The organism is Metabacillus halosaccharovorans (assembly GCF_002019635.1).
In the GTDB taxonomy this organism is placed as follows: Bacteria; Bacillota; Bacilli; order Bacillales; family Bacillaceae; genus Metabacillus; species Metabacillus halosaccharovorans.
In genome coordinates, this window is record NZ_KV917371.1 from 2,110,050 (window position 1) to 2,135,521 (window position 25,472).

Consider the following 25,472-nt stretch of genomic DNA (forward strand, 5'->3'; position numbering starts at 1 on the left):
TTGAATATGGGACTCATTGGCGTTATATCATTATGGATCATACCAGTTATCATAGGATTTATTCTGATTTATGGAACAATCAAAAAGGTACCGACATATGAAACCTTCGTAGAAGGTGGTAAGGAAGGAATCAGTATCTCTTTTTCAATCATACCTTATCTAGTAGGTATGTTAGTTGCCATTTCCGTTTTCCGTGCATCAGGAGCGTTAGAGTTTCTAATGAATTTTATGAAACCTGCTTTGGAAGTTTTGAATATTCCTGCAGAAATTGTACCATTGGCATTTATACGGCCAATATCAGGAACGGCTGCGTTGGGATTAACTTCTGATATTATTGCAACATATGGACCGGATTCTTTTATAGGCATGTTGGCTGCGACAATGCAAGGTAGTACAGATACGACATTATATGTGCTCACAGTTTATTTTGGAGCGGTAGGAATCAGGAAAATGGGAGATGCTTTAAAGGTTGGGTTGTTGGCAGACTTAGTCGGGATAATCGCAGCAATTGTCATTGTCACAATTATGTTTTCATAGTAGATTATAAAACTTGGTGGATGCCAAGTTTTTTTTTCGTTTATGAAATTATAAAATTCTTGAACTGTGGATAAGCGCTTCGACATCCAGCTCCAGCGCCTAGCCCCGAAGCACAGGACGTGCAAGTGCAGTCATTGCGACAGTACGTCGCGTTATTGACTGCCTCGAGGTCATAAGCCACAAATGAATTGAAGACAAAGAACGTCTTCTATTCATTTGCGTCTTATTTGCCCGAGGCTGATCAAGGCGCCAGCGCTTTTGTTCTTTTATAAAGAGAGAAATGAATTATTTTTTCACATCAAAACGTAAATTACAACATCTGAAAAAATTATGGTATGATGAGTAAGCACATTTTGACAATCAATAATGGTATTTTATTGTCGATACTTGTGAAAAAATAGAGAAAACAGTAATATGTTATCGAGGTGACAGAAATGGAACGCTTACAAAAAGTAATTGCTCATGCTGGTATAGCTTCTAGACGTAAAGCAGAGGAATTAATAGTAGATGGAAAAGTAAAAGTAAACGGAAAAGTAGTGAAAGAATTGGGGATAAAAGTAACAGATCAGGATCGGGTTGAAGTCGAGGGTATCCCACTTGAACGTGAAGAACCTGTTTATTTACTTCTTTATAAACCAACAGGAGTAATTTCAGCTGTAAAAGATGATAAGGGCAGAAAGGTTGTTACTGACTTTTTTCCATATATTAAGCAAAGAATTTATCCTATTGGCAGGCTGGATTACGATACTTCCGGTATTTTATTATTAACCAATGATGGTGAATTTGCGAATATTCTCATGCATCCCCGCTATGAGGTGGAAAAATCCTATGTAGCAAAAGTTAAGGGAATCCCAGCCAGAGATAAAATAAAGCTATTGGAACGTGGAATTCAACTTGAAGATGGGAAAACAGCTCCTGCACAAGTAAAAGTATTATCAGTTGACAAAAAGAAACAAACAAGCATCATTGAATTAAGGATCCATGAAGGACGAAATCGCCAAGTCAGACGTATGCTTGAAGCAATTGGACATCAGGTAGTAAAGTTGAAAAGGGAAAAATTTGCATTTCTCAATTTGAACGGTTTAGCAACTGGAGATTCCAGAGAACTATCACCTCACGAAGTGAAACAGCTTAGAGCACTTGCCCAACATGGGAAACAGACTCAGTAATTTTCACATAAACTTCAAAATATAGATTATTCCAAGGATTTGGATAGTGTTATAATGACCTAGAATGTTCAAGAAGTAGGGGAGTATGTAAATGAAAAAAAAACGTTTACTTATGCGCTCTATCATATTAATTTTATTAATTGGTGCATTGGGATATACGCTGTATTCAAACTTTTTTGTTAGTAAGGAAAAGGTGAAAGAAGGTTCAAAAGCTCCAGACTTTGTTTTAACAGATTTAGAAGGAAATGAGCATCAGCTTTCTGACTATAAGGGAAAAGGCGTTTTCTTGAATTTCTGGGGAACTTGGTGTAAGCCTTGTGAGCGGGAAATGCCTTATATGGACAACCAGTACGAGTATTATAAAAATCATGGAGTTGAGGTTTTGGCTGTCAATATTGCTGAATCGAATATTGCAGTTCAGAGCTTCGTAAACAAACATGAATTAACCTTTCCTATACTTCTCGATAAGGACCGTCAAGTGTTAAACGCTTACGGAGTCGGCCCATTACCGACGACCTTTATGATCAATCCTGAAGGGGAAGTTGTTGATATTACTTCAGGAACCTTAACAGAAAGAATGATCAGAGATTATATGGAACAGATTAAACCTTAAAATGGGGAGTTTTCAGCATGAATAAGGTCAATTGCGAGTGTGGTCACGCAAATCCGGAAGGTACTATTTTATGTGAATCATGTGGAAATCCGCTGGGAGATAAAGAGAAAAAAGATACTAAACACTTATTGGATATGAAGTACGAAGGTTCTGCTAGACGGTCTCAAACGTATAAGAGGACCTTTGTTGATAAAATTTGGAATTTCTTTTCATCAGTAAAAGTTGGTGTATGGTTAATTTTTCTAACTTTGCTTGCTTCGGCATTAGGTACCGTTTTCCCACAAGAAATGTACATACCGCCTTCTGTGACAGCAAGTCAATTTTATAAAGATGAATATGGAATACTCGGTCAACTATATTATGAGCTTGGTTTTCATAATCTATACGGCTCATGGTGGTATATGATATTAGTTGCATCGATTGGTATTTCTCTTGTCATTGCTAGTTTGGACCGATTTGTACCGTTACATAGAGCATTAAAAAATCAAGGTGTATCAAGACACCATACTTTTATGAAGCGCCAACGATTATATAGCTCAACTAAAACAAATGAATATGATCTCGAACTAGTAAGAGAACGTCTTGCTTCCCGTCGTTATCATGTGCGGGAGGAAAATGGGAACCTTTTAGCTGAAAAAGGCCGTTTTTCCAGATGGGGCCCATATGTAAATCACTGTGGACTTATTATTTTTTTAATTGGAGCAATGCTGCGGTTCGTACCAGGCATGTATATTGATGAAGTTCTTTGGGTTAGAGAAGGTGAAACTGCTGTTATTCCAGGTACGGAAGGACGCTACTATTTAGAAAACAAAGACTTTATTATGGAAGTTTATGAGAAAGATAAAGAAGATGAAGTGTTTGAAGAAGCGATCACCCGAGTAGGTGATGGAAGCGTTGTGAAAAATTTCCAATCTAACGTTATCCTCTATGAAAGAGAAGGGGAAATTGTTCACGGTGCAGAGCCGAAGTTAAACAAAGTAAAAGAAGAAGAGATAAGAGTAAATGAACCGTTAAAATTCGATTCCTATTCTCTCTATCAAGTTGACTATAAATTAAATGAATTAAATAAAATGACGTTTAGTTTACTAAATAAGGAAACAGAGGAAAGCTTTGGTCAAATTCAAGTAGATCTTTTAGACCCTCAAAAAGAATATGATCTTGGGAATGGAATTAAAGTGGAAATATCCACATACTTACCTGACTTTTATTTTGACGAAGAAGGGGTTCCTGCAACTAAAACAAGAATTCCGAATAATCCTGCATTTGTTTTCAAAATGTATACACCTCAGACGCCAGAAGGTGAATCAAGTTTCGTAGCAATTCAGCAAACAATTGAGCCATCTGGTGAAAATCAGTACAAGATGAAATTTGAAGGCATTGAAACAAAAGACTTAACTGCTTTGACAGTGAGAAAAGATTTAACCTTGTGGATTCTTGCTCTAGGTGGAGCTATATTCATGATAGGTGTGATACAAGGTATGTATTGGAATCATCGTCGCATATGGATAAAACAACATAATGAAGAAATTTTAATAGCAGGACATACAAATAAAAATTGGTATGGATTAGCTAAAGAGATTGAGATCGTTGTCGAAGGTACCTCACTTTCTGCACCGAAAGATCAAAAGGAAAAAGAATAAGATAAAGGAGGGAGAATTTTGGCATCACTTAGTAGTACATTTCTTGAAATAGCTTTTATTATTTATTTAATTGCCATTTTCTTATTCGGCGGTTCAATTCGAGATAAGCGCAATAAATCAGAGAACATAAGTAAGTGGACAATTGCTGCAATGGCAACTACTATATTAGGGTTTGTATCACAACTTGCCTACTTTATTACAAGGTGGATTGCATCAGGACATGCACCAGTCAGTAATTTATTTGAATTTACGACAGCGTTCGGTATGATGCTTGTTCTGGCATTTATTATTTTGTTCTTTATATATAAAGTAGCCATTTTAGGTTTGTTTACTCTTCCAATCGTTGTATTAATTATTGCTTACGGTAGTATGTTTCCAAATGATATAAGTCCGTTAATACCATCATTACAAAGTCATTGGTTGTATATTCATGTAACAACAGCTGCATTGGGACAAGCTATCTTGGCCATAAGTGCTGTTGCCGGAATAATCCATCTAGTAACAGTTGTTGATCAAACAAAATCGTCAAAGAAAACGTTTTGGCTGGAATTTATTATGTATGTATTAGTTGTGACGTTAGGCTTTATTATTGTCACTAGCACATTTAGAGGTATGGATTATCAAGCTGATTTTAACTGGATTGATAAAAATGATCAAGAAGCAGTTATGACTTTCAATTTACCAGCTTTAGTTGGCCCGCATAAAGGGGAACTCATAACAGATGGGAAATTTGAGCCTTTAGTCGAAATGCCTGCAATCATTTCTGCAAGCAAGCTTAACACGGTCATTTGGTCAGTAGTTGTTGGGTCTTTTCTATATGGTCTCCTCCGTCTGATTTTACGTAAACGATTGGGGGCAGTAATTAAGCCATTTACCAAAAATGTAAACCTTGACCTTGTCGATGAAATTGGGTATCGTTCTGTTGCAATAGGCTTTCCTGTTTTTACCTTGGGAGCATTAATATTTGCAATGATTTGGGCGCAAATTGCATGGACAAGATTTTGGGGATGGGATCCAAAAGAAGTATGGGCACTGATTACTTGGTTATTTTATGCAGCCTATTTACATCTCCGTTTGTCCAAGGGATGGCACGGTGAAAAATCAGCATGGCTGGCTGTTGTCGGCTTTGCCATTATTATGTTTAACCTAATTTTTGTTAACTTAGTAATTGCAGGCTTACATTCGTACGCATAAACGTGCAAAAAGCTTCAACTTATTTCAAAAGTAGATAAAAATGTGTGACTAGCGTACAATTAGTATAAACACTGCTATCAAAGCCTTCACTCTATGCAGTGAAGGCTTTGTGTTTGTATGTAGGGCTTATTTTAAAAGGACCATGTCAAGACTTTATTCTATACATAATGAAATCATCACCCTTAGAAAAAACTTACTTATGAAGGAGGGTTCTTATTATGGAAGAGAACCAATTTGCCAGAATTTTAGTTGTAGATGATGAGGATCGCATTCGTCGATTACTTAGAATGTATCTAGAAAGAGAAAATTATGAAATTGAAGAAGCTGAAAATGGTGATGAAGCTTTAGAGCTCGCATTAAATAATGAATATGATTTGATTATGCTAGATGTCATGATGCCGGGTATTGATGGAGTAGAAGTGTGTAAGCAATTACGTGATAAAAAAGCAACCCCAATTATTATGCTGACTGCAAAAGGGGAGGAGGCAAATCGTGTTCAAGGTTTTGAAGCCGGTGTAGATGATTATATTGTCAAACCTTTTAGTCCAAGAGAGGTTGTTCTCCGAGTAAAGGCATTACTTAGAAGATCTTCCCAAACGTCATTCTTAAAAACCGAAACAACAGCCAAAAATGTGATTGTGTTTCCTCATTTATCAATTGATCATGATGCACACCGTGTAACAGCAGATGGAACAGAGGTCAGTTTAACACCTAAGGAATACGAGTTATTATACTTTTTAGCAAAAACTCCTGATAAGGTTTATGATCGTGAAAAGTTATTAAAAGAAGTGTGGCAATATGAATTTTTTGGTGATTTACGAACAGTAGATACCCATGTAAAGCGATTGAGAGAGAAATTAAGCAAAGTTTCACCTGAGGCTGCAAAAATGATTGTAACAGTTTGGGGAGTCGGATATAAATTTGAGGTAAGCAATACATGATTTTGTGGCGAAGTGTAGTTGGAAAGTTATGGGGAACGATTCTTTTGCTCGTTTCCTTTGTTTTATTTGTCTTAACGATTTTAATGCTTGAGTTTATCGAAAATTATCATGTAGATAAAGCTGAGGATGAGCTCACACAACTTGCTACTAAAGTGTCTCTGATTATTGAAAGTCATGAAGATCAGGAGCTTGCAAAGTCCATTTCATGGGAATTAGCTGATGAACTTACTCATATTATTATTGTAGAAAACGAAAATAACGTTTCGAACTCACCTATTAAAGATGAAGAATTACCTCATTTAACAATGAAAGACATTGAAGAAGATGATGAGCTTTCACTACCATTAACAAAGCAGCAAAAAATCAGTAAACGAACAAATCTTGAGCAGCCAAATGATGTTTTTGCTAATGGGGAAGATGAAGTTCTTATTGTAGGAGTACCTTATGAGGTGTCAGAAACCAAGACAGGTGCTGTGTTTATTTCTCAATCTCTTAAGGCCGTACATGAAACAACAAAAGAAACGACAAAATACATTATTCTTGCGGCTGGAATTGCCATTATTTTAACAACGATTTTTGCATTTTTCTTATCAACAAGGATTACTTATCCATTAAGAAAGATGAGAGAGGTAGCTCAAGAGTTAGCAAGAGGGAAATTTGAATCAAAAGTTCCGATCATGTCGAATGATGAAATTGGGGAATTGGGTGTTGCTTTTAATCAAATGGGGAAGCAGCTCAAGTTTCATATTAATGCTCTTAGCCAGGAAAAAGAACATTTAACAAACATTTTAAGCAGTATGGCTGATGGTGTTATTACATTAAATATTGACGGAACTATATTAGTAACGAATCCACCTGCAGAAAGATTCCTTACATCTTGGTATTATGAACAAGGCATAAACGTAGAATCTGGTGGGGAGCTTCCCTCTGATATGAAAGCGTTGTTCCAAAGAGTAGTGAGTACTGAAAAAGAACAAATGCTTGAAATCATCATTCAAGGAAGAAGCTGGGTTATCTTAATGACTCCTTTATATAATCAATCACATGTTCGTGGGGCTGTTGCTGTGCTTCGCGATATGACGGAAGAGCGGCGACTGGATAAACTTCGTAAAGATTTTATTGCAAATGTGAGTCATGAACTAAGAACACCAATCTCGATGCTGCAGGGGTATAGTGAAGCAATTGTCGATGATATTGCCAGCACAGAAGAAGAGAAAAAGGATATTGCAAAAGTAATTCATGATGAATCTTTGCGAATGGGAAGATTGGTAAACGACCTGCTTGATTTAGCAAGAATGGAAGCAGGCCATATTACGTTAAATTTAGAAGAAATATCATTGAATGATTTTGTTGAAAAGGTTGGTCGAAAGTTTCAAGGGCTTGCAAAAGAAAAAGACATTTCACTTTTAACAGAAGTTCACATTAAAGAACCTATAAAAGTAATTGATCCGGATCGAATTGAGCAAGTTTTAACAAATTTGATAGATAATGCAATACGCCATACAGGAGAAAATGGTTCAGTTGTCATTGAGGTTAAAGATCATACAGACGGTGTGATAATAGATGTTAGAGATTCCGGCTCTGGAATTCCTGAGGAAGATCTTCCATTTGTTTTTGAAAGGTTCTATAAAGCAGATAAAGCAAGAACAAGAGGAAGAGCCGGAACAGGTCTGGGCTTAGCGATTGTAAAAAATATTATTGAAGCACATAAAGGTAAAATAAGTGTTCATAGTAAAATAGACGAGGGAACGACATTTAGCTTCTTTTTACCTCGAAAAAAGCTGGAATCTGAATATAATTGACGAACAATCTTGTTCCATGCGAAACAACTAAACACATGATATATGAAGCTTATTATCAAAATTTTGTTGATAATAAGCTTTTATAAAATCAGCTGAAATTCTAAAAGACGGGTAATATAGAGATTTCCTATTAATGGAATTCCACAAAATTATGGAGTGTGATAATCGTGAATTTGTATACACGGACTGGAGATAGCGGAAAAACAAGTATTATTGGTGGAAGAGTTGATAAGGATCATTTACGCGTAGAAGCATATGGAACAATAGATGAAGCGAATAGCTTTATTGGTCAAGCCATGACATTACTTACGGATCCAATATTTCAAGATATTTATCAGGAGTTAGAGAAAATTCAACATGAGTTATTTGATTGTGGAGGAGATTTAGCAGTTGTAAAAGAAAAGTATCCATATAAAGCAAAAGAAGAGATGGTTACTTTACTGGAAGAGCGTATCGACCATTATGTAAAAGAAGCTCCACCGCTGGAAAAATTTATTTTACCAGGTGGAAGTAATGCTGCTGCTGTCATTCATATCGCAAGAACTGTCACAAGAAGAGCAGAAAGATGTACGGTTTCACTCCAAAAAGAAATGGATATTAATGGTGAGGTCCTCAAATATTTAAACAGGTTATCAGACTATCTTTTTGCTGTTGCTAGAGTAATAAATTTCCGTTTAGGTGTAAAAGATGTGGAATATGAACGAAGTGCACTTGTTTTTAAAACAAATCCGAAAGATAAACAGTGAAAAATACCATCTGTTTTTTATAAACAATAGATCATAACTATAATCGCCGGGATCATAAATGATTCCAGCGATTTTTTAATGGAAATTAGACTAATAGATTTACCTCCAATATGGTAAAGTAGAAGTTAGTGGTTGTCGATTATTACATATATATTTCAAATATATTTCAACTTACAAGAAGTGCAACTTTACTATATTTTTTTCGACTAAATAAATGAATGGAGGGTTATTCATGGAGGATACCTTTCACCAACTATATGAAAAATATCATCACGATCTTTTTCAGTTTTTGTTTTATATGGTGAAAAGTCGTGAACAAGCGGAGGATTTAGTTCAAGAAGTTTATATTCGTGTCCTGAAATCATATGATCGTTTTGAAGGTAGAAGCAGCGAGAAAACCTGGCTAATTTCAATTGCAAGACATGTTGCAATTGATTGGTTTAGAAAGCAAAAAACGATTCGGCAAAGAATATTAGAACGTTTTGAATGGGACCAACATCAAATTGAAGATGATGGACAGCCGCTTCCTGAAGAAGTTGCTATACAAAATGAACAGGTTCAATGGATATATCGTGCATTGAATGCTTGTTCCATTGACCAACGTGCTGTTATTATTTTGAGATATATTCAAGAGATGTCAATAACTGAAACAGCGGATGTTTTAGGTTGGTCTGTGAGTAAAGTAAAAACAACTCAACATCGGGCGATTAAACAATTACAAAAACAGATGATCAACCTTACGGAAAAGGAGGGACTTTCGATTGAAAAAACGGGAGTGGAATGAAGAGCAACTTCAACAACTTTTACAACAATTACCCTCTGTTAGAGATAAACAAAGTAAAAAAGAATTATATCAAAATATCTATTACAAAAATCAATATAAAAAGAAACGGCGAATTTGGGTTGCTCCAACTGTTGCCACAATTGCCGTATTATTTATTTTAACTTTAATATCACCATTGCTCTTTCAAAGTATTACAAGTACAAATGAGGAAAGTGCTATGGATATGGCATCAACCTCTTCCTCAGAGTCAACAAAAGCTGAAAACAATTCCGGGCAAGAACTTCAAATGGCGGAATCATCACTTGCAGAAGATCGGGATAATGAAAATGTTGAAAATAGCAGAAAGGAAATTGAACAAGAAACATTTGTAACAGATGCAGATAATTCTGCGAATATTATAACAGTTGGATTAACCGATGAGAGTTTACAAAACATCATCCCGGTCAGTTTCAAGGAGGAAGCAGGAAAGGAAGAACTTGATCAAATAGAAACGTTCAATCCAGACAAATTTGCAGAAAAACTTGGACCTTTAAGGATAGTATTGACAAATACAGATCTCGAGGAAGAAAACAATGATGAAATTATAATTAATTATAAATCTGATAATGGTAGTATCACAGGATCTGGTTCTGAAGTTGCTTATAAAGAGTCTATAATTGAAACATTTAGATGGCTGGGGTATAAAAAGGCAAACTTGTTCACAAATGGTGTAGAGGGAATTGAATTTAGCAATTATGGTCAAGAAGAGGAATTAGAAATTACAGAAACGAGAAATAAAGCATATCTTGTATATCAGTATGATGAGTCAAAAGCAAAATTACTTGTCCCGTCCCCGGAATCGCTTCCGACAATTGAAGAGGCAATAGACATAATGAAAAAGGGAATTGACGAGCAGGAACTAAAACCCTCTATCCAGGAACATATAGGGGAAATTAACATTAAAGAAGATGGAGAGCGACTAGAAATTGACTTTACGCAAAATGCAAATGTCGAAAATAATGAAGAAAGCATAATTATGTTAGAATCTATTTTATTAACTGCTAAAGATTTTGGATATAAAACCGTTCAATTCAAAGGTACAAAAGAAAAAGAAATTGGTGTAATGGATGTTTCAAGACCATTAGAAGTACCTTTTTCACCAAATCCTATAGATGAGAATGATTAAGAGACTTAGGAGCTGAGTCTCTTTTTTTAGATATCCGGGTTATCTTTTCAAAAGAAAAATATAGTATATGCTCCTCCAAAATGGTAAATCCTTAAATTTGTACTTTGTTTTTCCATAGTGACAAGCTAAGTAACGTAAGGAAATAGAAAATAACAAAAATGGGGGACAAGAATGCAATCCAGGCAAAATCTTTTTGTATGTACGATTTGTATTTTCATTGGTCTATTTTTAGTTGTTACTAATAGTGCAAGGGCAGAGTCGCACATAAAGGAACTCGAGGACACATGGATTCAACCTGTTCAAGGAACAATAACTGATACATTTGGCACTCGTAATGGAAAACATAAGGGAATTGATATTGCTGCACCTGAAGGAGCACAAATTATCTCAGTGTCTTCAGGTTTGGTAGTGAAATCATATTACTCAGACACATACGGACATGTTGTATTTATCAAACATCCTGAAGGTTATGAAACAGTCTATGCACATTTAAGGGAAAGAAATGTTCAACAAGGAGAAAAAGTAACAAAAGGACAGATACTGGGTATAATTGGAAATACAGGAGTCTCAACAGGAACACATTTGCACTTTGAAGTACATAAAGGGGAATGGACTTTTGAAAAGGAACATGCAGTAGATCCATTGTTTGTATTTGAAGAGGATGTAAAGCAAACTGTTTATGCTGAAGATAGTGCTATTGATTCAGTTGAAACAAATGCGCAAGGCGGTTTGTCAGAAACGACAACCGATAAACAAGAAGAAAACTCACAAAAAAATGTGATTACAGTTGTGAAAGGCGATACGTTGTGGAGGTTATCAAATACATTTAATGTATCCGTTTCATCAATAAAAAAATGGAATAATCTAAAGAATGACGTGATTTTTCCAAATCAGGAACTGACTATTTTTATAAAAAACAGTGCAAATTATGTGGTGCAGCCCGGTGATACAATACAATCAATTGCAGCAGAATTTAGTACAAGTCCAGAGGCAATCAAAAAGATTAATGATATAACTTCGGAAAAGATCTATCCGGAGCAGGTATTAGTCATAAATAAATAATAAAAATAATGAAAAGTTAGTTTTTTTCGAAAAAAAAGATGGCTTGAAACCGATCCTACATTCCTCTTATAGAGAATTTAGCAGCTTTATAAGGGAAGGATGAATCAGTTCTATAAGCCATCTTTTTTACAAACAATTATTCAAATTTCAATGCATCGCCGTCAAATTTCTCATCGGAGATTTTGATTGAATCGGTTGGACAACCTTCAAAAGCATCCATCATATCTTCTTCAAGGGCATCCGGTACTTCTACAATCCCTTGATTATCATCTAATGTTACAAATGCAATACCTTCGTCATCATAATCATAAATATCCGGTGCTGCTGCTCCACAAGCACCACATGCGATGCATGTATCCTTATCAACAATTGTGTATTTTGCCATTATACAAACCTCCTGAAAAAATCATACCATATTTTTTATTATATGGTATTACTGATTAAATGAGTGAATTCCATTGAATACCATCATTCTCTCTTTGCCCTACATAGTATTGTAAATCGGATTTTTCGACTTTTCAATAAAAAACTCTTCTGTTACTCCATTGAAGTCCTTAAATTTCACATCTTTTTGACAAATGTATTCCTAATAGATGTGTGTTTACGAGTAATTATGGTAAACGAATGTCCATAAATTTGTTAAAATAGAGAATGTAATCGAATATTGTCAAACATTGTAGGGTGGTATAATGAAGATAGATTATTTTCATACAGTTTTGCTTAATTGTGTAAACCAACTTAATGGAGAAAGAACAGTCTCCGCTATTTATCATTTACTTAAAGGGAAAAAATCTTCACAAACGATTCAAGATGGCAAACTTTTTAATCTTACTCATTTGTTTGGAATAATTCCTAAGCTATCTAGGAAGCAAATCGATGCGGCATGGGAACTACTCAATCAAGAAGAACTTATTGACATCTTGCCCGATAATCTATGCTTCATAACACCTAAAGGGAAAGAAGTACTTTTGAAAAAACTTGAAGAAAAACCAATACCTTCTTCACTCGATGGATGGCAATATGGTGATGTAAGCAGAGTTTTTTGGAAAAGATTGTCTTTGTTAATTCAAGTAGTGTCAAACTTGACATACGGAAGGAAAGGGTATTTACCTATAACAAAAAACCAGGAAGACCTCCAATGGGTAAAGGGATTTTTAAGACAGAGCAATGTACAAAGGGAAGTTTTAACGGAAAAGCTATATAAAGAACTTGAAACTGTTCTGAAACTACACTCTTCTAAAGAAGCAACAATTGTTGTTCAAAGACTGACATCCTGTAAGAAAATCGGGCTAACTTTTGAACAAATAGCATATAAGCATGATGAGGATCCATTTTATGTGTATTTGGTGTTTTGGAATATCATCCATTCCATTATAAAATTGCAACAAAGCCGGGAAAATAGCTTTGAAATTTTAAATACTATTATTAAGGATAAAGCTAATCAGGCTGCACTGACGACCTCAACTAAAGTGACAAGATCATTTGTTTTACAGGGAAAGAACATCACAGAAATAGCTACTATGAGGAAATTAAAAGAAAGTACAATCGAGGATCATATTGTTGAATTGACTTTACATGATCCTCATTATTATCCGTCATTTTTTTTGCAGGAAAATGACTACAGTAAAATAATGAAAGCAATTGAGGAGTTACAAACACATCAGCTAAAAAAAGTTAAAGAATATTTAGGTCATAAATATAGCTATTTTCAAATCAGGCTGGCGTTTGCTTTAAATGGGAGGAGAAAATGATTGAGCAATTAGAGGACGTCCTTCACATACATTTTAATCTCAAGCATTTTCGAACAGGTCAGAAAGAGATTATTGAAGCTGTTATACAAAGAAAAGATGTTATAGCAATGCTTCCGACCGGTGGAGGAAAATCGCTTTGTTATCAACTGCCGGGCTATATACTACAAGGACCAATTCTTATCATCTCACCTTTGCTGTCTCTTATGGAAGATCAGGTAGAGCAAATCAAGCAGAGGGGTGAAAAGAACGTTGTAGCTTTAAACAGCTCAGTTTCTTTTATGAAAAGAAAACAGATTTTAAAGCAACTAAGGAAGTACCGGTACATCTATGCTTCTCCGGAAATTCTACAAATTGATTATGTGATAGAGGCATTAACAGAAGCAAATATATCACTTTTTGTAGTGGATGAGGCTCATTGCATTTCACAGTGGGGGCATGATTTTAGGCCGGATTATTCTAAACTGGGTGAACTAAGGGAGAAGCTTCATAATCCTCCTTGCTTGGCATTAACAGCAACAGCTACTAAGCAGGTTTTAGAAGATGTCCGGCAAATTCTTCGTTTAAATCATGATGTTAATACATTCATTTACTCTATCAACCGTCCAAATATTGCTATGTCGGTTGAAAAGCATCAAACCATCGATGATAAGATAAATCGATTACAACAAATCGTGTATACTTTAAAAGGTCCGGGAATTATTTATTGTTCAAGCAGAATTTGGACGGAGAGACTGGCACATATATTATTTGAATCCGGAATGGAGCAGGTTGCTTATTATCATGGTGGTATGGATCAAGAACAACGGATATTAATTCAACAACAATTTCTGTATGATCAATTAAACATTGTATGTTGTACAAATGCTTTTGGTATGGGGATAAACAAAGGGAATATTCGTTATGTTATACATTTTCATTTTCCCTCTCAGTTAGAGTCTTATATGCAGGAAATCGGGAGAGCAGGTCGTGACGGACATAAAAGTGTTGCTATCACATTAATAACCGATACGGATTATGAAATACCTAAGTCATTAGTTGAATCAGAGTTTCCTTCCTATGATGACTTAAGCAGAACGATTCACTTTTTACAAAACAAGCACGAACCTTCCTTTGAATTTATCCAACAGTGGTGTGGTCTCACGGAAACGCAATGGAGATATGTAGAACATGCTTATGAAAATCTTTCAAATTTTTCCATGGATACTGAACAAATTATATCAACCATTTGGAAGAAAATTGAACATAGAATAGTAATAAAACAACAAAAGTTATCAGAAATGTGTAATTGGTTAAGGGATGAAGGATGTAGACGAAAAAAACTTCTTGCCTATTTTGATGATATCCTGACCGATCAAGTGAAAAATTGTTGTGATGCTTGTGGGATTGATTTTCACTGCTATCATGAAGAACAAAATAAGGATAATGAAAAGCTAGATTTAAATTGGCAAGAAGAATTAAAGTTGATTTTTGGCAAGGCGAGTGATTAAGATTTGTTTAAAAACCAGAATGAGCTAATAAAACAATTAACAGATAAGCAAATTGTTCAAAATTTGTATTTTACGCAATTATTACTGATTTGTTTTTCTTTTGTCTTGGGAATATTCCTATTTCATGATGTATATGAATTCTTTCAACTATTTCATAAACGAGATCTGCAATTTATCTATTATGGAATGGGTACTGCTTTATTCGTTATTATCGTAGATTTTATCATCTTTAAACTGGCACCAAAGAACCTTGTTGATGATGGGGGTATAAATGAAAAAATCTTTCAAAAAAGGTCTGTTCCACATATTATTTTCTTAACTGCTTTAATTGCAGTCTCAGAAGAAATTTTGTTTAGAGGTGTCATTCAAACTCATTTTGGACTATGGATTGCCAGCCTCATTTTCGCTGTTTTGCATTTTCGATATCTTTCCAAGTGGCTCTTATTTATTATGGTTATATCAATTAGTTTCTTATTAGGAGTTGTTTATGAAATAACGGAGAACCTCTATACAACCATTCTAGCTCATTTTTTGATTGATTTAATCTTTGCCATTCAAATAAGGGTGCAATATGTGAGAGGTGAAAACATATGAATGATCTTGAAAAACGATCAGATCAAGCTGAAGGTTTAAGAACAAGGATGATCGACGAATACAAACAAGAAAACGGGAAATATCCGCCACGAAGTGAGATTCATAAAGGTAAAGACAAAAAAACCAAACCAAAATTGAAATATCCTATTATTAGCATTTTGGCCTTATTTTTTATCCTGCTTCCAATACTTATTTTGTCTTTAAACCTTTACTATGGCTCACAAGAAGATGAAAGCTCGACTGATAAATTGAATATAGGTGAAGATAGAGTATATATTCCTAAAATTAAAGAGTCTGATAACCAATCAATTGAAACAGAACAATCACAGAACGAAAATGAGGTTATTGAGTCAGAAACTAAGGGAAACTCTAACACAAGTGATGAAAATGAGGTTGCTGACGAATCTGCTCCTACTATCGAAACAAAAGAAAAACAAAACGAGTCAGAAACTGTCAATTCAACGAGTACCACTACCAATGAAGTGACTCAATCAGAGGGTAATGAAAAGGATAGTGAGAAGCAATATAGTGAGATTAAAACGCATAAAGTGGCAGCTGGCGAAACACTGTTCAGCATAGCTATAAAGTATTATAATAACCGCTCCGGAGAAGAAATAATTAGACAGTATAATCAATTTTCCGGAAACGAGATATACGAAGGTCAACTATTAAAAATTCCTATTAAATAGAAAAGTACCTAATGATATAGCTCATAACTGTATGGACGACCTCATACAATGTAATACATAATATTTCGTTGTATGAGGGGAAGTGAGCATGATCGAACCAAGTATTCAATTTCTAAGGAATCATACTGATGAGCCGACAAAACAGATGCTCGATCATTTGGTTGACCGTAAACGCAAATTTGAAAAATATAAAATGAAATGTTTTAGAACTCAATTTTTCACGTTCATCTTAATAATGGGGTTCATCGTGTATCTTTATGCATTTATTATAAAACCAACCGGTGGACAAATGGATGTGGTTCTTCATATGATATTCGATAATGAGATGCATATCTTTTTTATCCTGCTTATTGTAGCAGGTTATGCAACAGCACAATATTTTAAGAAAAAAGAAGACAAAGCAGAAACTGAGTATCATAATTTAAGATGTGAAGTGATTAGAAAAAGCACAGAACTTTGGCCACAGCCCGCACAGTGGCAAAATAGACATGAAGTTTTTACCATGATGAAAAAAGAGTTTGATATAAATTTATTTCATGAAAGCAAGTAATAAACCGATATTTCTCCCTTCTTTCGAATTTCAGAAACGAAGGTTTTTTTTTTGTACTTTAAGATTGTTTAACTATAATAATGGATATTAGTATAAAAAAAGACATCGACTTCCTCCATTCTTGGCGGTAAGTCGTGTTTTTCTAATATATAATAGGTATATTGCATGTTCAAGAAGGAGAGAATTATGTTGGAAATTATGCTGGTCATGTTAGTTATCGTAATGAGCTTTGCTATTCTGATGATAATCGTCATGTATTTGAAAGCAAAAGAAAATCGTGTAACGATTCATCATATTAAATTTGATACATTCCCGGCACATTTGGATTCTTTGAAAATTTTCTTTATATCTGATATACATAGGAGAACGGTTTCAGATGAATTATTGAAAAAAATTCCAAGTCAAGTTGATGTTGTAATGATCGGTGGAGATTTAACTGAATCAGGTGTTCCGTTTTCCAGGGTGGAACAAAATATACGAGAACTAAAAAAGTTGGCTCCTGTTTATTTTGTGTACGGAAACAATGATTATGAAGTAAACCAAAAAAAACTAGAAACGCTCTTAGAAAACAATAATGTATGTATTTTAAAAAATACATACAAAGAGCTTTCATCGTCATCAAACGGGAGAATAGTAGTATTAGGTGTAGAAGATATGAGCGGTGAGAGAGATCGATTAGATTTAGCATTGAATGATCCTAAGAAGACAGAAACGGACTTTCGAATATTATTAAGTCATAATCCTGATATTTATCACAAAATTAGTCAAATCGATCGTATTTCCTTAGTGCTAAGTGGGCATACTCATGGTGGACAAATCCGCTTTCTTGGTTTTGGTTTATATAAAAAAGGAAGATTACATAAATTAAGGAATACAACCCTTTTAGTTAGTAATGGATATGGAACAACAGCATTACCACTAAGATTAGGAGCTCCAGCAGAGGCTCATTATTTGTATTTGACGAGAAAAGATCATAAATAGCTTTTATCATATATGTGGACAACAACCATGCTTTCTTAAGCATGGTTGTTCAATTGTTATACAAAGTTTACACAAAATAAAACATTCGATATAATTTTGTTTATAGATTTTTTATGGGGGATTAATTGTGTCAAATCATGAAGGAAAATACAATATAAAGGCAGTTTCAAAGATGCTTGGCATTCAAGCTGGAACATTAAGAGCCTGGGAAAGAAGATATAACATGATTGCGCCAGTCAGAAATGAATCCGGACATCGTTTATATACTGATGAGCATATAAAAATACTTAAATGGTTGATTAGTAAAGTAAATAATGGTTTCTCTATAAGTCAAGCTGTAAATTTACTTGAAACAAACCAAGTTCTATTAGACGATAATGTTGGAATAGTTGACGGAGAAGAACCGATAGATCGATCATTGAACTTAATGGACGAGCTTCTCCAAGCGCTTCTTCAATTTGATGAAAATAAGGCACATGACCTTTTAAATGAAGCATTTAGTCTCTATTCAGTGGATAAGGTTGTTATTGACATATTAGGGACACTATTGGTGAAGATTGGTGACAAATGGGAGACAGGGAAAATTACGTCTGCCCATGAACATTTTGCTTCTTCTTTCTTACGATCTCGTATAGGAATGATCTTACACACATTACCAATAGCTGGTTTCCTGCCGAAAGTAATTGCTGTTTGTGGACCTGATGAATCACATGAATTAGGTTTGTTAATTTTCACATTATTTTTAAGAAGGAAAGGCTTTGAAGTCATATACCTTGGCGGCAGTATTGCAGAGGGAGATATCGATATCGTCTTAAAAGAAGTGAAACCGGATTTCTTATTTTTATCTTGTACTTTGGTTAAAAATGTGAAGAAAACATTGGACCTTATTGATCATCTTTCAGAAGAGTTTCACCAATTAAAAATAGGAATTGGAGGCAAGGCTTTTAGTAAAGTAACAGCCCCTATCCTTGAACCATATATCAGGTATTTAGTAGGTGATGACAAACCACAATGGGAAAGGTGGTTAAAAGAGAGACTAGAAATAAATGACAAAGAAAAGACACATCGTCATCTACACGGTCAGAAAAATTTTTGAACCATCTCATCTAAAAATCATACTATGATCTATATAGAGCGGTCTCACGGCAGGAGGGTATGGGATGCGGCTAGAGCGACTGAACTATGATAAAATAAAAATCTTTTTAACAACAGATGACTTACGAGACAGAGGATTAACTAAAGATGATCTGTGGAAGGATTCATTGAAAGTTCATCAATTATTCAGGGACATGATGAATGAAGCCAGTGTTGAACTGGGTTTTGAGGTGAATGGACCTATTGCAGTTGAAGTATATTCGCTTCATGCTCAAGGGATGGTCGTCATCGTCACAAAAGCCCTTGAAACCGAGGAGCTTGACAATGATTTTTCGGATGAATATATTGAGATGCAGGTAAAAGTGGATGAAAGTTTTGATATTATTTTCGAATTTGAAACATTCGAAGCGTTAATTCAACTTTCACGTTACACAAATCGTCAAAACATTCATGACGGTATGGTTATTTACTTTCAAGAACGTTATTACTTATTGTTAAATGATGAACAGCCAGTTGATATTGATGATCTTGTTTCGATCTTAGCTGAATATGGAAGTCCCTCAACTTTAACAGTCCATAGATTAAAAGAATATGGTAAAATTATTGTAGAGGAAAACGCAATGAAGGAAATATATCATTACTTTTTGGATAAATAAATCATTGAAATGGTGAGTTTAACCTCTGGTCTCTCTAAGAAGAACAATGAGACCACATTGGTTAAATTCACCTTTAATTATATAACATAAAGTTTTGTTGTTACGATTAAATCAATGTTTTATTTTCTTTCTGGTATGGTATCGTTTTCATATTTGAGATGAAATTATATTAATTATCGTTTTTCTGCTTTGCATAAGTGTCTTGAAAGTGTATACTATGTCATGAAAGGTGGACATTCTTTCATTTACTGATTAGATTTAGGAGGTTAACTTTAATGGTAGCCGAGAAAAACACCGATGCACAAAATGATAAATTAGATGTGTTAAAATCAACTCAAACGGTGATACATAATGCTCTTGACAAACTTGGATATCCTGAAGAAGTATATGAATTATTGAAAGAACCAATTAGATTAATGACAGTGAAGATACCGGTTCGTATGGATGACGGATCTGTGAAGATTTTTACGGGTTACAGAGCTCAACATAATGATGCAGTTGGCCCGACAAAAGGTGGAATAAGATTTCATCCGAATGTGACAGAAAAAGAGGTAAAAGCACTCTCAATTTGGATGAGTTTAAAATGTGGTATCGTTGACTTACCGTATGGTGGAGGTAAAGGCGGTATTGTTTGTGACCCAAGAGACATGTCATTTAGAGAATTAGAACGTTTAAGTCGCGGTTATGTCCGAGCAATTAGTCAAATTGTTGGTCCTACAAAAGATATTCCTGCCCCTGACGTTTTTACAAACTCCCAGATTATGGCGTGGATGATGGATGAATACAGCCGTATAGATGAATTTAATTCTCCTGGATTTATCACAGGTAAACCACTTGTCTTAGGAGGATCACATGGTCGTGAGTCTGCTACTGCCAAGGGTGTAACGATATGTATTCGTGAAGCTGCAAAGAAAAAGGGAATTAACCTTGAAGGTGCAAGAGTTGTTGTTCAAGGCTTTGGGAATGCTGGCAGCTATCTATCTAAATTCATGCATGATGCAGGAGCTAAAATCGTTGGGATTTCAGATGCATATGGTGGTTTGCATGACCCGGATGGATTGGATATTGATTATCTCCTAGATCGTCGTGACAGCTTTGGAACAGTAACAAAGCTTTTTAATGATACGATTACAAATAAAGAGCTACTTGAGCTTGATTGTGATATTTTAGTACCTGCAGCAATTGAAAATCAAATTACAGAGGATAATGCAGCAAATATTCGTGCAAGTATTGTTGTAGAAGCAGCCAATGGTCCAACCACTCTTGAAGCAACAAAAATACTTTCTGACAGAGGAATATTGCTAGTTCCAGATGTCTTAGCAAGTGCAGGCGGTGTAACCGTTTCTTACTTTGAGTGGGTACAAAATAATCAAGGGTATTATTGGTCTGAGGAAGAAGTAGATGAAAAACTTGAACACGTGATGGTTAAGTCATTTAATAATATTTACGAGACAAGTCAAAATCGCAGGGTCGATATGCGTTTAGCTGCCTACATGGTAGGAGTAAGAAAAATGGCTGAAGCGTCAAGATTTAGAGGCTGGATTTAAAACTAGGTTTTTAGAAGTGGAGACGAGACTTTAGAATGTCTAGCTACTTTATTTAATTTTGGATCATTAATTTGTTCCAAAAATTGAATAAAGCCTGATGTTACTAACAGTCTGTCTCTTTTTTGTTTTTTTAGATAAGCTACTACACAGCGCCATGAGTTTAACATAATAGGGTACTGGAGGGAATTGTCTTGATTAATGAGGAAACGATTATTGTAGGTGGAGGGCCATGTGGGTTATCAGCAGCAATAGCTCTTTCAAAGCTTGGCAAAAAACCATTAGTTATTGAAAAAGGCAATATTGTAAATGCGATCTATCACTATCCAACACATCAAACTTTCTTCAGTTCTAGTGAAAAACTAGAAATTGGAGAAGTTCCATTTATTACTGAAAATCGTAAGCCGGTTAGAAATCAAGCATTAGCATACTACCGGGAAGTTGTTAAAAGGAAAGAAGTAAGAGTTAATGCTTTTGAACAAGTAGAGATGGTCGAGAAAAAAGACGAACAACAATTTGTTGTAAAAACTAATAAAAAAACTTATGAAGCAAAACAAATTGTCATAGCAACTGGCTATTATGATCATCCAAACTATTTACATATTCCAGGTGAAAACTTGCCAAAGGTTTTTCATTATTTTAAAGAGGCACACCCTTATTTTGACAAAGATGTAGTCGTCATTGGTGGGAAGAATTCGAGTGTTGACGCTGCTTTGGAGCTTGTAAAAGCGGGAGCAAGAGTAGCTGTTTTATACCGTGGAAGTGAGTATTCACCAAGTATTAAACCATGGATTTTGCCGGAATTCGAATCTCTTGTGAGAAACGGTACGATAACGATGGAATTTCATGCAAACCTCCTTGAAATACTTGAAGATTCAGTTGTATATAAAGGGATTGAGGGAACAAAAACGATCAAAAATGATTTTGTTTTTGCTATGACTGGATACCATCCCGATCACAATTTCCTAAAAAAAATGGGAGTGACAATAGATACAGAAACAGGAAGACCCTTATATAACCCTGAAACGATGGAAACAAATATAAAGGGGATATTTATCGCAGGTGTAATTGCAGCAGGAAATAACGCGAATGAGATTTTTATTGAAAATGGACGTTTTCACGGTGAATTAATTTATGATGCTTTACGTAGTAATAAATAATAAAGAGAGAGTACATTGCTCTCTCTTTATTTATGGTCTAGGAAATTATAAAATTCTTGAACTGTAGATAAGTGCGCGACATCCAGCTCCAGCGCTTTTGTTCTGGTCATTTTTAAGTTGAAAAAATAGCTTCTAATTCCTCTCTCTCAGTTGATGTTTCAAGAGCAATCATTAATTTAATTCTAGCTTTTTGACCGTTTAAACCATTGCTGAAAATTAAGCCCATGTCTTTTAATTGTCTACCGCCACCTTCATAGCCATAAACATCTTGTGCAATTCCATTAAAGCATCTGGAAACAACCACAATTGGTATGTTCTTATCCAGGAGGTTTTTAAGGCCGGGTAACATCATCGGTGGCAGATTTCCTTGTCCTAAAGCTTCGATTACTAAACCATCAGGATTTAACTGCTCTATTCCTTTCAAAAGGCTACTATCCATTCCAGCAAAAGCTTTTATTAAAAATACATTTTTATTCAGTTTTGATACATGTAAAGCCCTAGTTAAAATGGGTTTGTGATGGAAGAATACCCCTGCTTTATTTACAATCCCAATTGGTCCGTATTGAGGACTTTGAAATGTAGCAATATTACTGGTATGTGTTTTCGTCACATTTTTTGCCGTGTGAACTTCATCATTCATTACGACAAGTACGCCCATAGACTTTGCATGATCTGCAACAGCCACTTTTATCGCTGAAAGTAAATTATAAAGTCCATCAGATCCCAATTCATTGCTGGATCTCATTGCACCTGTTAATACAACTGGTATTGTCAATGATAGGGTGACATCGAGAAAATAAGCAGTCTCTTCAAGAGTGTCAGTTCCATGCGTAATTACAACTCCATCTAAATGCCTTGTATTGCTTTCTTCTTCTATATATGTTTTAAGATGCAGCATGTTTTCTGGTGTTATATGGGGTGAAGGTAAATGAAATAATTCAGTGGTTATTAGATTGATGTCTGGTAATTCTTTAAGATGATCCATAAGAGGATTTGTTTCTCCCGGCTTCACTTCGCCGGTTTCATGGTCCTCTTCCATTGAAATAGTACCACCTGTATGAATAAGTAGTATGTTTTTGTTCATAGATGTAAAACTCCTTCAAAAAATAGTAAAAATCTTGTGTTTACGACATTCTGACATTTTCAATTTTACGATATCATGATACGATAAATAAAGTGAATTCTATCATATTATTAAATTTGTTTAAATACTAAATAGTATGGATAATAAAGTTATTATTGGAAAAGAGGCCTGTGAATGATTGCAATTATTTCTGCGGGCATTGCCCCAGGTCTTGCTTTATTAAGTTATTTTTATTTAAAAGATCAATATGAATCTGAGCCTATATCATTAGTACTGCGCTCGTTTATTTTCGGGGCTCTGCTCGTATTTCCCATTATGTTTATCCAGTATGTATTGGATGTTGAAGCTGTCTTTTCATCCCAATTTTTATATACATTCGTAGCAGTTGGGTTTTTAGAGGAATTTTTTAAATGGTTTATCTTATTTTTTACTATTTATCAACATATTCATTTTAATGAGCACTACGATGGTATTGTTTATGGAGTTTCTGTTTCATTGGGATTTGCAACTCTAGAAAATATATTATATTTATTTGCAAATGGGGTTGAACACGCATTTGGTCGGGCCATATTGCCGGTTTCGAGTCACGCTTTATTTGGTGTTATCATGGGATATTATTTAGGAAAAGGAAAGTTTACGTCAAAAGAGAACCGTTTTAAATGGATCATTTTGTCATGCTCTATTCCCATCTTACTGCATTCAATTTATGATTCTATCTTGTTAAGTTATCTTAACTGGAAATATATAATGGTTCCATTTATGTTATTTCTTTGGTGGTTCGCTCTTCATAAAGCAAAAAAGGCAAAAATAAAAATAATAGATAATAAGCTGCCCTAGAGCAGCTTATTTTTTTTGCTCTATTAAGAAATATATAATATCAGGTTTTATCTTGAAATCGGTTATTCGTTTTTAGATGAATAAAATACCAAAGACTACAAAAAATACATTCAAGCAACTACATCTATTTGAGGAGGCAGCAACATGAAAAACATGCGCATAATGATGATGGTTGTCGTCATGACGTTTACTACTATCACATACCAGTTTATATTACACCATACCCCAGCGGCACATGCTTTTTCAGGACAAATTATACAAAGAGGTGCAACGGGCAGTGATGTAATCGAATTACAAGCAAGATTACAGTATAACGGATATTATCATGGACCTATTGATGGTGTTTATGGATGGAGTACGTATTGGGCGGTAAAAAACTTTCAAGATATGTTTGGTTTAGAGGAAGTTGATGGACTGGTTGGACAGAAAACTAAGGATATGTTAGCAACATCCACAAAATTTTATAGTGACTTTGTTTATGAACAAATTAATAAAGGACGAAGGTTTACTCATTATGGAGGAGTACCTTTGGATATTCAATCAGCACCAACTGATCAGGAAATAAAGAGAGCTAGACAAATTGCAGAGCAAAGAAAAATAGAATCGGAAAAGCAATACAAAGCACAAGCTAATAACCAACAGGCAAAACAACAAGAGCAGCAAAGACAGCAACAGGCCCAACAAAAACAACAACAAGAGCAGCAACAGCAGCAGGCCCAACAAAAACAACAACAAGAGCAGCAACAGCAGCAGGCCCAACAAAAACAACAACAAGAGCAGCAACAGCAACAGACCCAACAAAAACAACAACAAGAGCAGCAACAGCAGCAGGCCCAACAAAAACAACAACAAGAGCAGCAACAGCAGCAGAACCAACAAGCAAAACAACAAGAGCAGCAACAACAACAGTCTCAACAGAATCAACAACAGAATAATAAAAATGAACAAGCCAAACAACCTTCACAACCGAATAAAGATACTAATCAGCAACAAAATGATTCTACTGCTGTTAACATGCCAGGTGGATTTTCTCAAAATGATATTCAGTTAATGGCTAACGCAGTTTACGGAGAAGCAAGGGGAGAGCCGTATATTGGTCAAGTTGCGGTTGCAGCGGTTATTCTTAATCGTGTTAATAGCCCGACATTCCCAAATACTGTTTCAGGAGTAATTTTTGAACCACTTGCATTCACTGCAGTTGCTGATGGACAAATTTGGCTAACACCAAATGAAAATGCTAAAAAAGCAGTACTCGACGCAATAAATGGATTTGACCCTACGGAAAATGCAACCTATTATTTTAATCCAAATACAGCAACAAGTTCTTGGATATGGGGTAGACCACAAATTAAACGTATTGGGAAACACATTTTTTGCAAATAGAAGGGGTG

The 25,472-nt window shown here is 35.0% G+C and carries 25 protein-coding genes; 23 read left to right on the forward strand and 2 right to left on the reverse strand.

Translation table 11 applies throughout. The annotated features are described in order from the left end of the window. Nucleotides 1-6: 6 nt before the first annotated feature. The 11 genes from BK577_RS09935 (at nt 7) to BK577_RS09985 (ending at nt 11,653) form a co-directional block, all read left to right on the forward strand. Complete coding sequence (locus BK577_RS09935; protein ID WP_026560258.1) at nt 7-537, forward strand: spore maturation protein; 531 nt, start codon at nt 7-9, stop codon at nt 535-537. A 434-nt stretch (nt 538-971) separates the two neighbouring features. After that, the gene (rluB, locus tag BK577_RS09940) at nt 972-1,706 is read left to right on the forward strand and encodes a 23S rRNA pseudouridine(2605) synthase RluB (protein WP_078432739.1); all 735 of its coding nucleotides are present in this window, start codon (nt 972-974) and stop codon (nt 1,704-1,706) included. Nucleotides 1,707-1,797: 91 nt separating this feature from the next. After that, the gene (resA, locus tag BK577_RS09945; RefSeq protein WP_026560256.1) at nt 1,798-2,319 is read left to right on the forward strand and encodes a thiol-disulfide oxidoreductase ResA; all 522 of its coding nucleotides are present in this window, start codon (nt 1,798-1,800) and stop codon (nt 2,317-2,319) included. Between the two features lie 17 nt (nt 2,320-2,336). Continuing rightward, nucleotides 2,337-3,959: a cytochrome c biogenesis protein ResB gene (gene resB, locus BK577_RS09950; protein WP_078432740.1), complete on the forward strand. Its 1,623-nt coding sequence runs from the start codon at nt 2,337-2,339 to the stop codon at nt 3,957-3,959. Nucleotides 3,960-3,977: 18 nt separating this feature from the next. After that, the gene (gene ccsB / locus BK577_RS09955) at nt 3,978-5,153 is read left to right on the forward strand and encodes a c-type cytochrome biogenesis protein CcsB (protein WP_078432741.1); all 1,176 of its coding nucleotides are present in this window, start codon (nt 3,978-3,980) and stop codon (nt 5,151-5,153) included. Nucleotides 5,154-5,371: 218 nt separating this feature from the next. Further along, the gene (locus BK577_RS09960) at nt 5,372-6,094 is read left to right on the forward strand and encodes a response regulator transcription factor (protein WP_078432742.1); all 723 of its coding nucleotides are present in this window, start codon (nt 5,372-5,374) and stop codon (nt 6,092-6,094) included. Beyond that, nucleotides 6,091-7,896 carry an ATP-binding protein gene (locus BK577_RS09965; RefSeq protein ID WP_078432743.1) on the forward strand — a complete coding sequence of 602 codons (1,806 nt, stop codon included), beginning with the start codon at nt 6,091-6,093 and terminating at the stop codon, nt 7,894-7,896. The genes BK577_RS09960 and BK577_RS09965 overlap by 4 nt, the downstream gene beginning before the upstream one ends. 167 nt (nt 7,897-8,063) lie before the next feature. After that, entirely contained in the window at nt 8,064-8,642 is a 579-nt protein-coding gene (locus tag BK577_RS09970; protein WP_078432744.1) for a cob(I)yrinic acid a,c-diamide adenosyltransferase, read from the forward strand. 232 nt (nt 8,643-8,874) lie between these two features. Then, nucleotides 8,875-9,426 (forward strand): RNA polymerase sigma factor SigX, encoded by a 552-nt coding sequence (gene sigX, locus BK577_RS09975; RefSeq protein WP_078432745.1) that lies wholly within the window; start codon nt 8,875-8,877, stop codon nt 9,424-9,426. Then, nucleotides 9,404-10,591, forward strand: coding sequence for a hypothetical protein (locus tag BK577_RS09980; RefSeq protein ID WP_078432746.1), 1,188 nt, complete (start codon nt 9,404-9,406; stop codon nt 10,589-10,591). Before sigX ends, BK577_RS09980 begins: the two co-directional genes overlap by 23 nt. A 171-nt stretch (nt 10,592-10,762) precedes the next feature. Further along, entirely contained in the window at nt 10,763-11,653 is an 891-nt protein-coding gene (locus BK577_RS09985; protein ID WP_139367292.1) for a M23 family metallopeptidase, read from the forward strand. Between the two features lie 136 nt (nt 11,654-11,789). On the opposite strand, the gene BK577_RS09990 is transcribed toward BK577_RS09985, so the two are convergent. Next, nucleotides 11,790-12,038 carry a ferredoxin gene (locus tag BK577_RS09990; protein ID WP_026560247.1) on the reverse strand — a complete coding sequence of 83 codons (249 nt, stop codon included), beginning with the start codon at nt 12,036-12,038 and terminating at the stop codon, nt 11,790-11,792. A gap of 304 nt (nt 12,039-12,342) precedes the next feature. Between BK577_RS09990 and BK577_RS09995 the strand changes: the two genes are divergently transcribed. The 10 genes from BK577_RS09995 to BK577_RS10040 all read left to right on the forward strand — a co-directional run bounded on the left by BK577_RS09995 (nt 12,343) and on the right by BK577_RS10040 (nt 22,160). After that, a complete protein-coding gene (locus BK577_RS09995) occupies nt 12,343-13,404 on the forward strand; it encodes a YpbB family protein (RefSeq protein WP_078432747.1) in 1,062 nt (353 codons plus the stop codon). Next, complete coding sequence (locus BK577_RS10000; RefSeq protein WP_078432748.1) at nt 13,401-14,891, forward strand: RecQ family ATP-dependent DNA helicase; 1,491 nt, start codon at nt 13,401-13,403, stop codon at nt 14,889-14,891. Before BK577_RS09995 ends, BK577_RS10000 begins: the two co-directional genes overlap by 4 nt. A gap of 3 nt (nt 14,892-14,894) precedes the next feature. After that, nucleotides 14,895-15,485, forward strand: a complete 591-nt coding sequence (locus BK577_RS10005) for a CPBP family intramembrane glutamic endopeptidase (protein WP_078432749.1) — start codon at nt 14,895-14,897, stop codon at nt 15,483-15,485. Then, nucleotides 15,482-16,174 carry a LysM peptidoglycan-binding domain-containing protein gene (locus tag BK577_RS10010; RefSeq protein WP_078432750.1) on the forward strand — a complete coding sequence of 231 codons (693 nt, stop codon included), beginning with the start codon at nt 15,482-15,484 and terminating at the stop codon, nt 16,172-16,174. Before BK577_RS10005 ends, BK577_RS10010 begins: the two co-directional genes overlap by 4 nt. A gap of 88 nt (nt 16,175-16,262) precedes the next feature. Next, nucleotides 16,263-16,724: a YpbF family protein gene (locus tag BK577_RS10015; RefSeq protein ID WP_078432751.1), complete on the forward strand. Its 462-nt coding sequence runs from the start codon at nt 16,263-16,265 to the stop codon at nt 16,722-16,724. Between the two features lie 186 nt (nt 16,725-16,910). Further along, nucleotides 16,911-17,705, forward strand: coding sequence for a metallophosphoesterase (locus tag BK577_RS10020; protein ID WP_078432752.1), 795 nt, complete (start codon nt 16,911-16,913; stop codon nt 17,703-17,705). A 127-nt stretch (nt 17,706-17,832) separates the two neighbouring features. After that, complete coding sequence (locus BK577_RS10025; RefSeq protein ID WP_078432753.1) at nt 17,833-18,801, forward strand: MerR family transcriptional regulator; 969 nt, start codon at nt 17,833-17,835, stop codon at nt 18,799-18,801. 64 nt (nt 18,802-18,865) lie between these two features. Then, nucleotides 18,866-19,456, forward strand: coding sequence for a genetic competence negative regulator (locus BK577_RS10030; protein WP_078432754.1), 591 nt, complete (start codon nt 18,866-18,868; stop codon nt 19,454-19,456). Between the two features lie 275 nt (nt 19,457-19,731). Next, nucleotides 19,732-21,003, forward strand: a complete 1,272-nt coding sequence (locus tag BK577_RS10035; RefSeq protein WP_078432755.1) for a Glu/Leu/Phe/Val family dehydrogenase — start codon at nt 19,732-19,734, stop codon at nt 21,001-21,003. Between the two features lie 191 nt (nt 21,004-21,194). After that, complete coding sequence (locus BK577_RS10040) at nt 21,195-22,160, forward strand: YpdA family putative bacillithiol disulfide reductase (protein ID WP_078432756.1); 966 nt, start codon at nt 21,195-21,197, stop codon at nt 22,158-22,160. Nucleotides 22,161-22,272: 112 nt separating this feature from the next. On the opposite strand, the gene BK577_RS10045 is transcribed toward BK577_RS10040, so the two are convergent. Next, complete coding sequence (locus BK577_RS10045; protein WP_078432757.1) at nt 22,273-23,244, reverse strand: asparaginase; 972 nt, start codon at nt 23,242-23,244, stop codon at nt 22,273-22,275. A gap of 174 nt (nt 23,245-23,418) precedes the next feature. Here BK577_RS10045 and prsW point away from each other — a divergent pair, with 174 nt between their 5' ends. Together prsW and sleB are read left to right on the forward strand one after the other, a co-directional pair. Beyond that, a complete protein-coding gene (gene prsW / locus BK577_RS10050; RefSeq protein ID WP_078432758.1) occupies nt 23,419-24,081 on the forward strand; it encodes a glutamic-type intramembrane protease PrsW in 663 nt (220 codons plus the stop codon). A gap of 144 nt (nt 24,082-24,225) precedes the next feature. Then, nucleotides 24,226-25,464 carry a spore cortex-lytic enzyme gene (gene sleB / locus BK577_RS10055; RefSeq protein WP_245823459.1) on the forward strand — a complete coding sequence of 413 codons (1,239 nt, stop codon included), beginning with the start codon at nt 24,226-24,228 and terminating at the stop codon, nt 25,462-25,464. The last annotated feature ends 8 nt before the right edge of the window (nt 25,465-25,472 follow it).

What these genes read in the sequence shown, in the direction of transcription:
- BK577_RS09985 (WP_139367292.1), top strand. Translation starts at nt 10,763, where the DNA reads ATGCAATCCAGGCAAAATCTTTTTGTATGTACGATTTGTATTTTCATT.
- rluB (WP_078432739.1), top strand. Translation starts at nt 972, where the DNA reads ATGGAACGCTTACAAAAAGTAATTGCTCATGCTGGTATAGCTTCTAGA.
- sleB (WP_245823459.1), top strand. Translation starts at nt 24,226, where the DNA reads ATGAAAAACATGCGCATAATGATGATGGTTGTCGTCATGACGTTTACT.
- BK577_RS09990 (WP_026560247.1), bottom strand. Translation starts at nt 12,038, where the DNA reads ATGGCAAAATACACAATTGTTGATAAGGATACATGCATCGCATGTGGT.
- BK577_RS10015 (WP_078432751.1), top strand. Translation starts at nt 16,263, where the DNA reads ATGATCGAACCAAGTATTCAATTTCTAAGGAATCATACTGATGAGCCG.
- BK577_RS09965 (WP_078432743.1), top strand. Translation starts at nt 6,091, where the DNA reads ATGATTTTGTGGCGAAGTGTAGTTGGAAAGTTATGGGGAACGATTCTT.
- BK577_RS10000 (WP_078432748.1), top strand. Translation starts at nt 13,401, where the DNA reads ATGATTGAGCAATTAGAGGACGTCCTTCACATACATTTTAATCTCAAG.
- BK577_RS09935 (WP_026560258.1), top strand. Translation starts at nt 7, where the DNA reads ATGGGACTCATTGGCGTTATATCATTATGGATCATACCAGTTATCATA.
- prsW (WP_078432758.1), top strand. Translation starts at nt 23,419, where the DNA reads ATGATTGCAATTATTTCTGCGGGCATTGCCCCAGGTCTTGCTTTATTA.
- sigX (WP_078432745.1), top strand. Translation starts at nt 8,875, where the DNA reads ATGGAGGATACCTTTCACCAACTATATGAAAAATATCATCACGATCTT.
- BK577_RS10045 (WP_078432757.1), bottom strand. Translation starts at nt 23,244, where the DNA reads ATGAACAAAAACATACTACTTATTCATACAGGTGGTACTATTTCAATG.
- BK577_RS10020 (WP_078432752.1), top strand. Translation starts at nt 16,911, where the DNA reads ATGTTGGAAATTATGCTGGTCATGTTAGTTATCGTAATGAGCTTTGCT.
- BK577_RS09995 (WP_078432747.1), top strand. Translation starts at nt 12,343, where the DNA reads ATGAAGATAGATTATTTTCATACAGTTTTGCTTAATTGTGTAAACCAA.
- BK577_RS10030 (WP_078432754.1), top strand. Translation starts at nt 18,866, where the DNA reads ATGCGGCTAGAGCGACTGAACTATGATAAAATAAAAATCTTTTTAACA.
- BK577_RS10035 (WP_078432755.1), top strand. Translation starts at nt 19,732, where the DNA reads ATGGTAGCCGAGAAAAACACCGATGCACAAAATGATAAATTAGATGTG.
- resA (WP_026560256.1), top strand. Translation starts at nt 1,798, where the DNA reads ATGAAAAAAAAACGTTTACTTATGCGCTCTATCATATTAATTTTATTA.
- BK577_RS10010 (WP_078432750.1), top strand. Translation starts at nt 15,482, where the DNA reads ATGAATGATCTTGAAAAACGATCAGATCAAGCTGAAGGTTTAAGAACA.
- resB (WP_078432740.1), top strand. Translation starts at nt 2,337, where the DNA reads ATGAATAAGGTCAATTGCGAGTGTGGTCACGCAAATCCGGAAGGTACT.
- BK577_RS09960 (WP_078432742.1), top strand. Translation starts at nt 5,372, where the DNA reads ATGGAAGAGAACCAATTTGCCAGAATTTTAGTTGTAGATGATGAGGAT.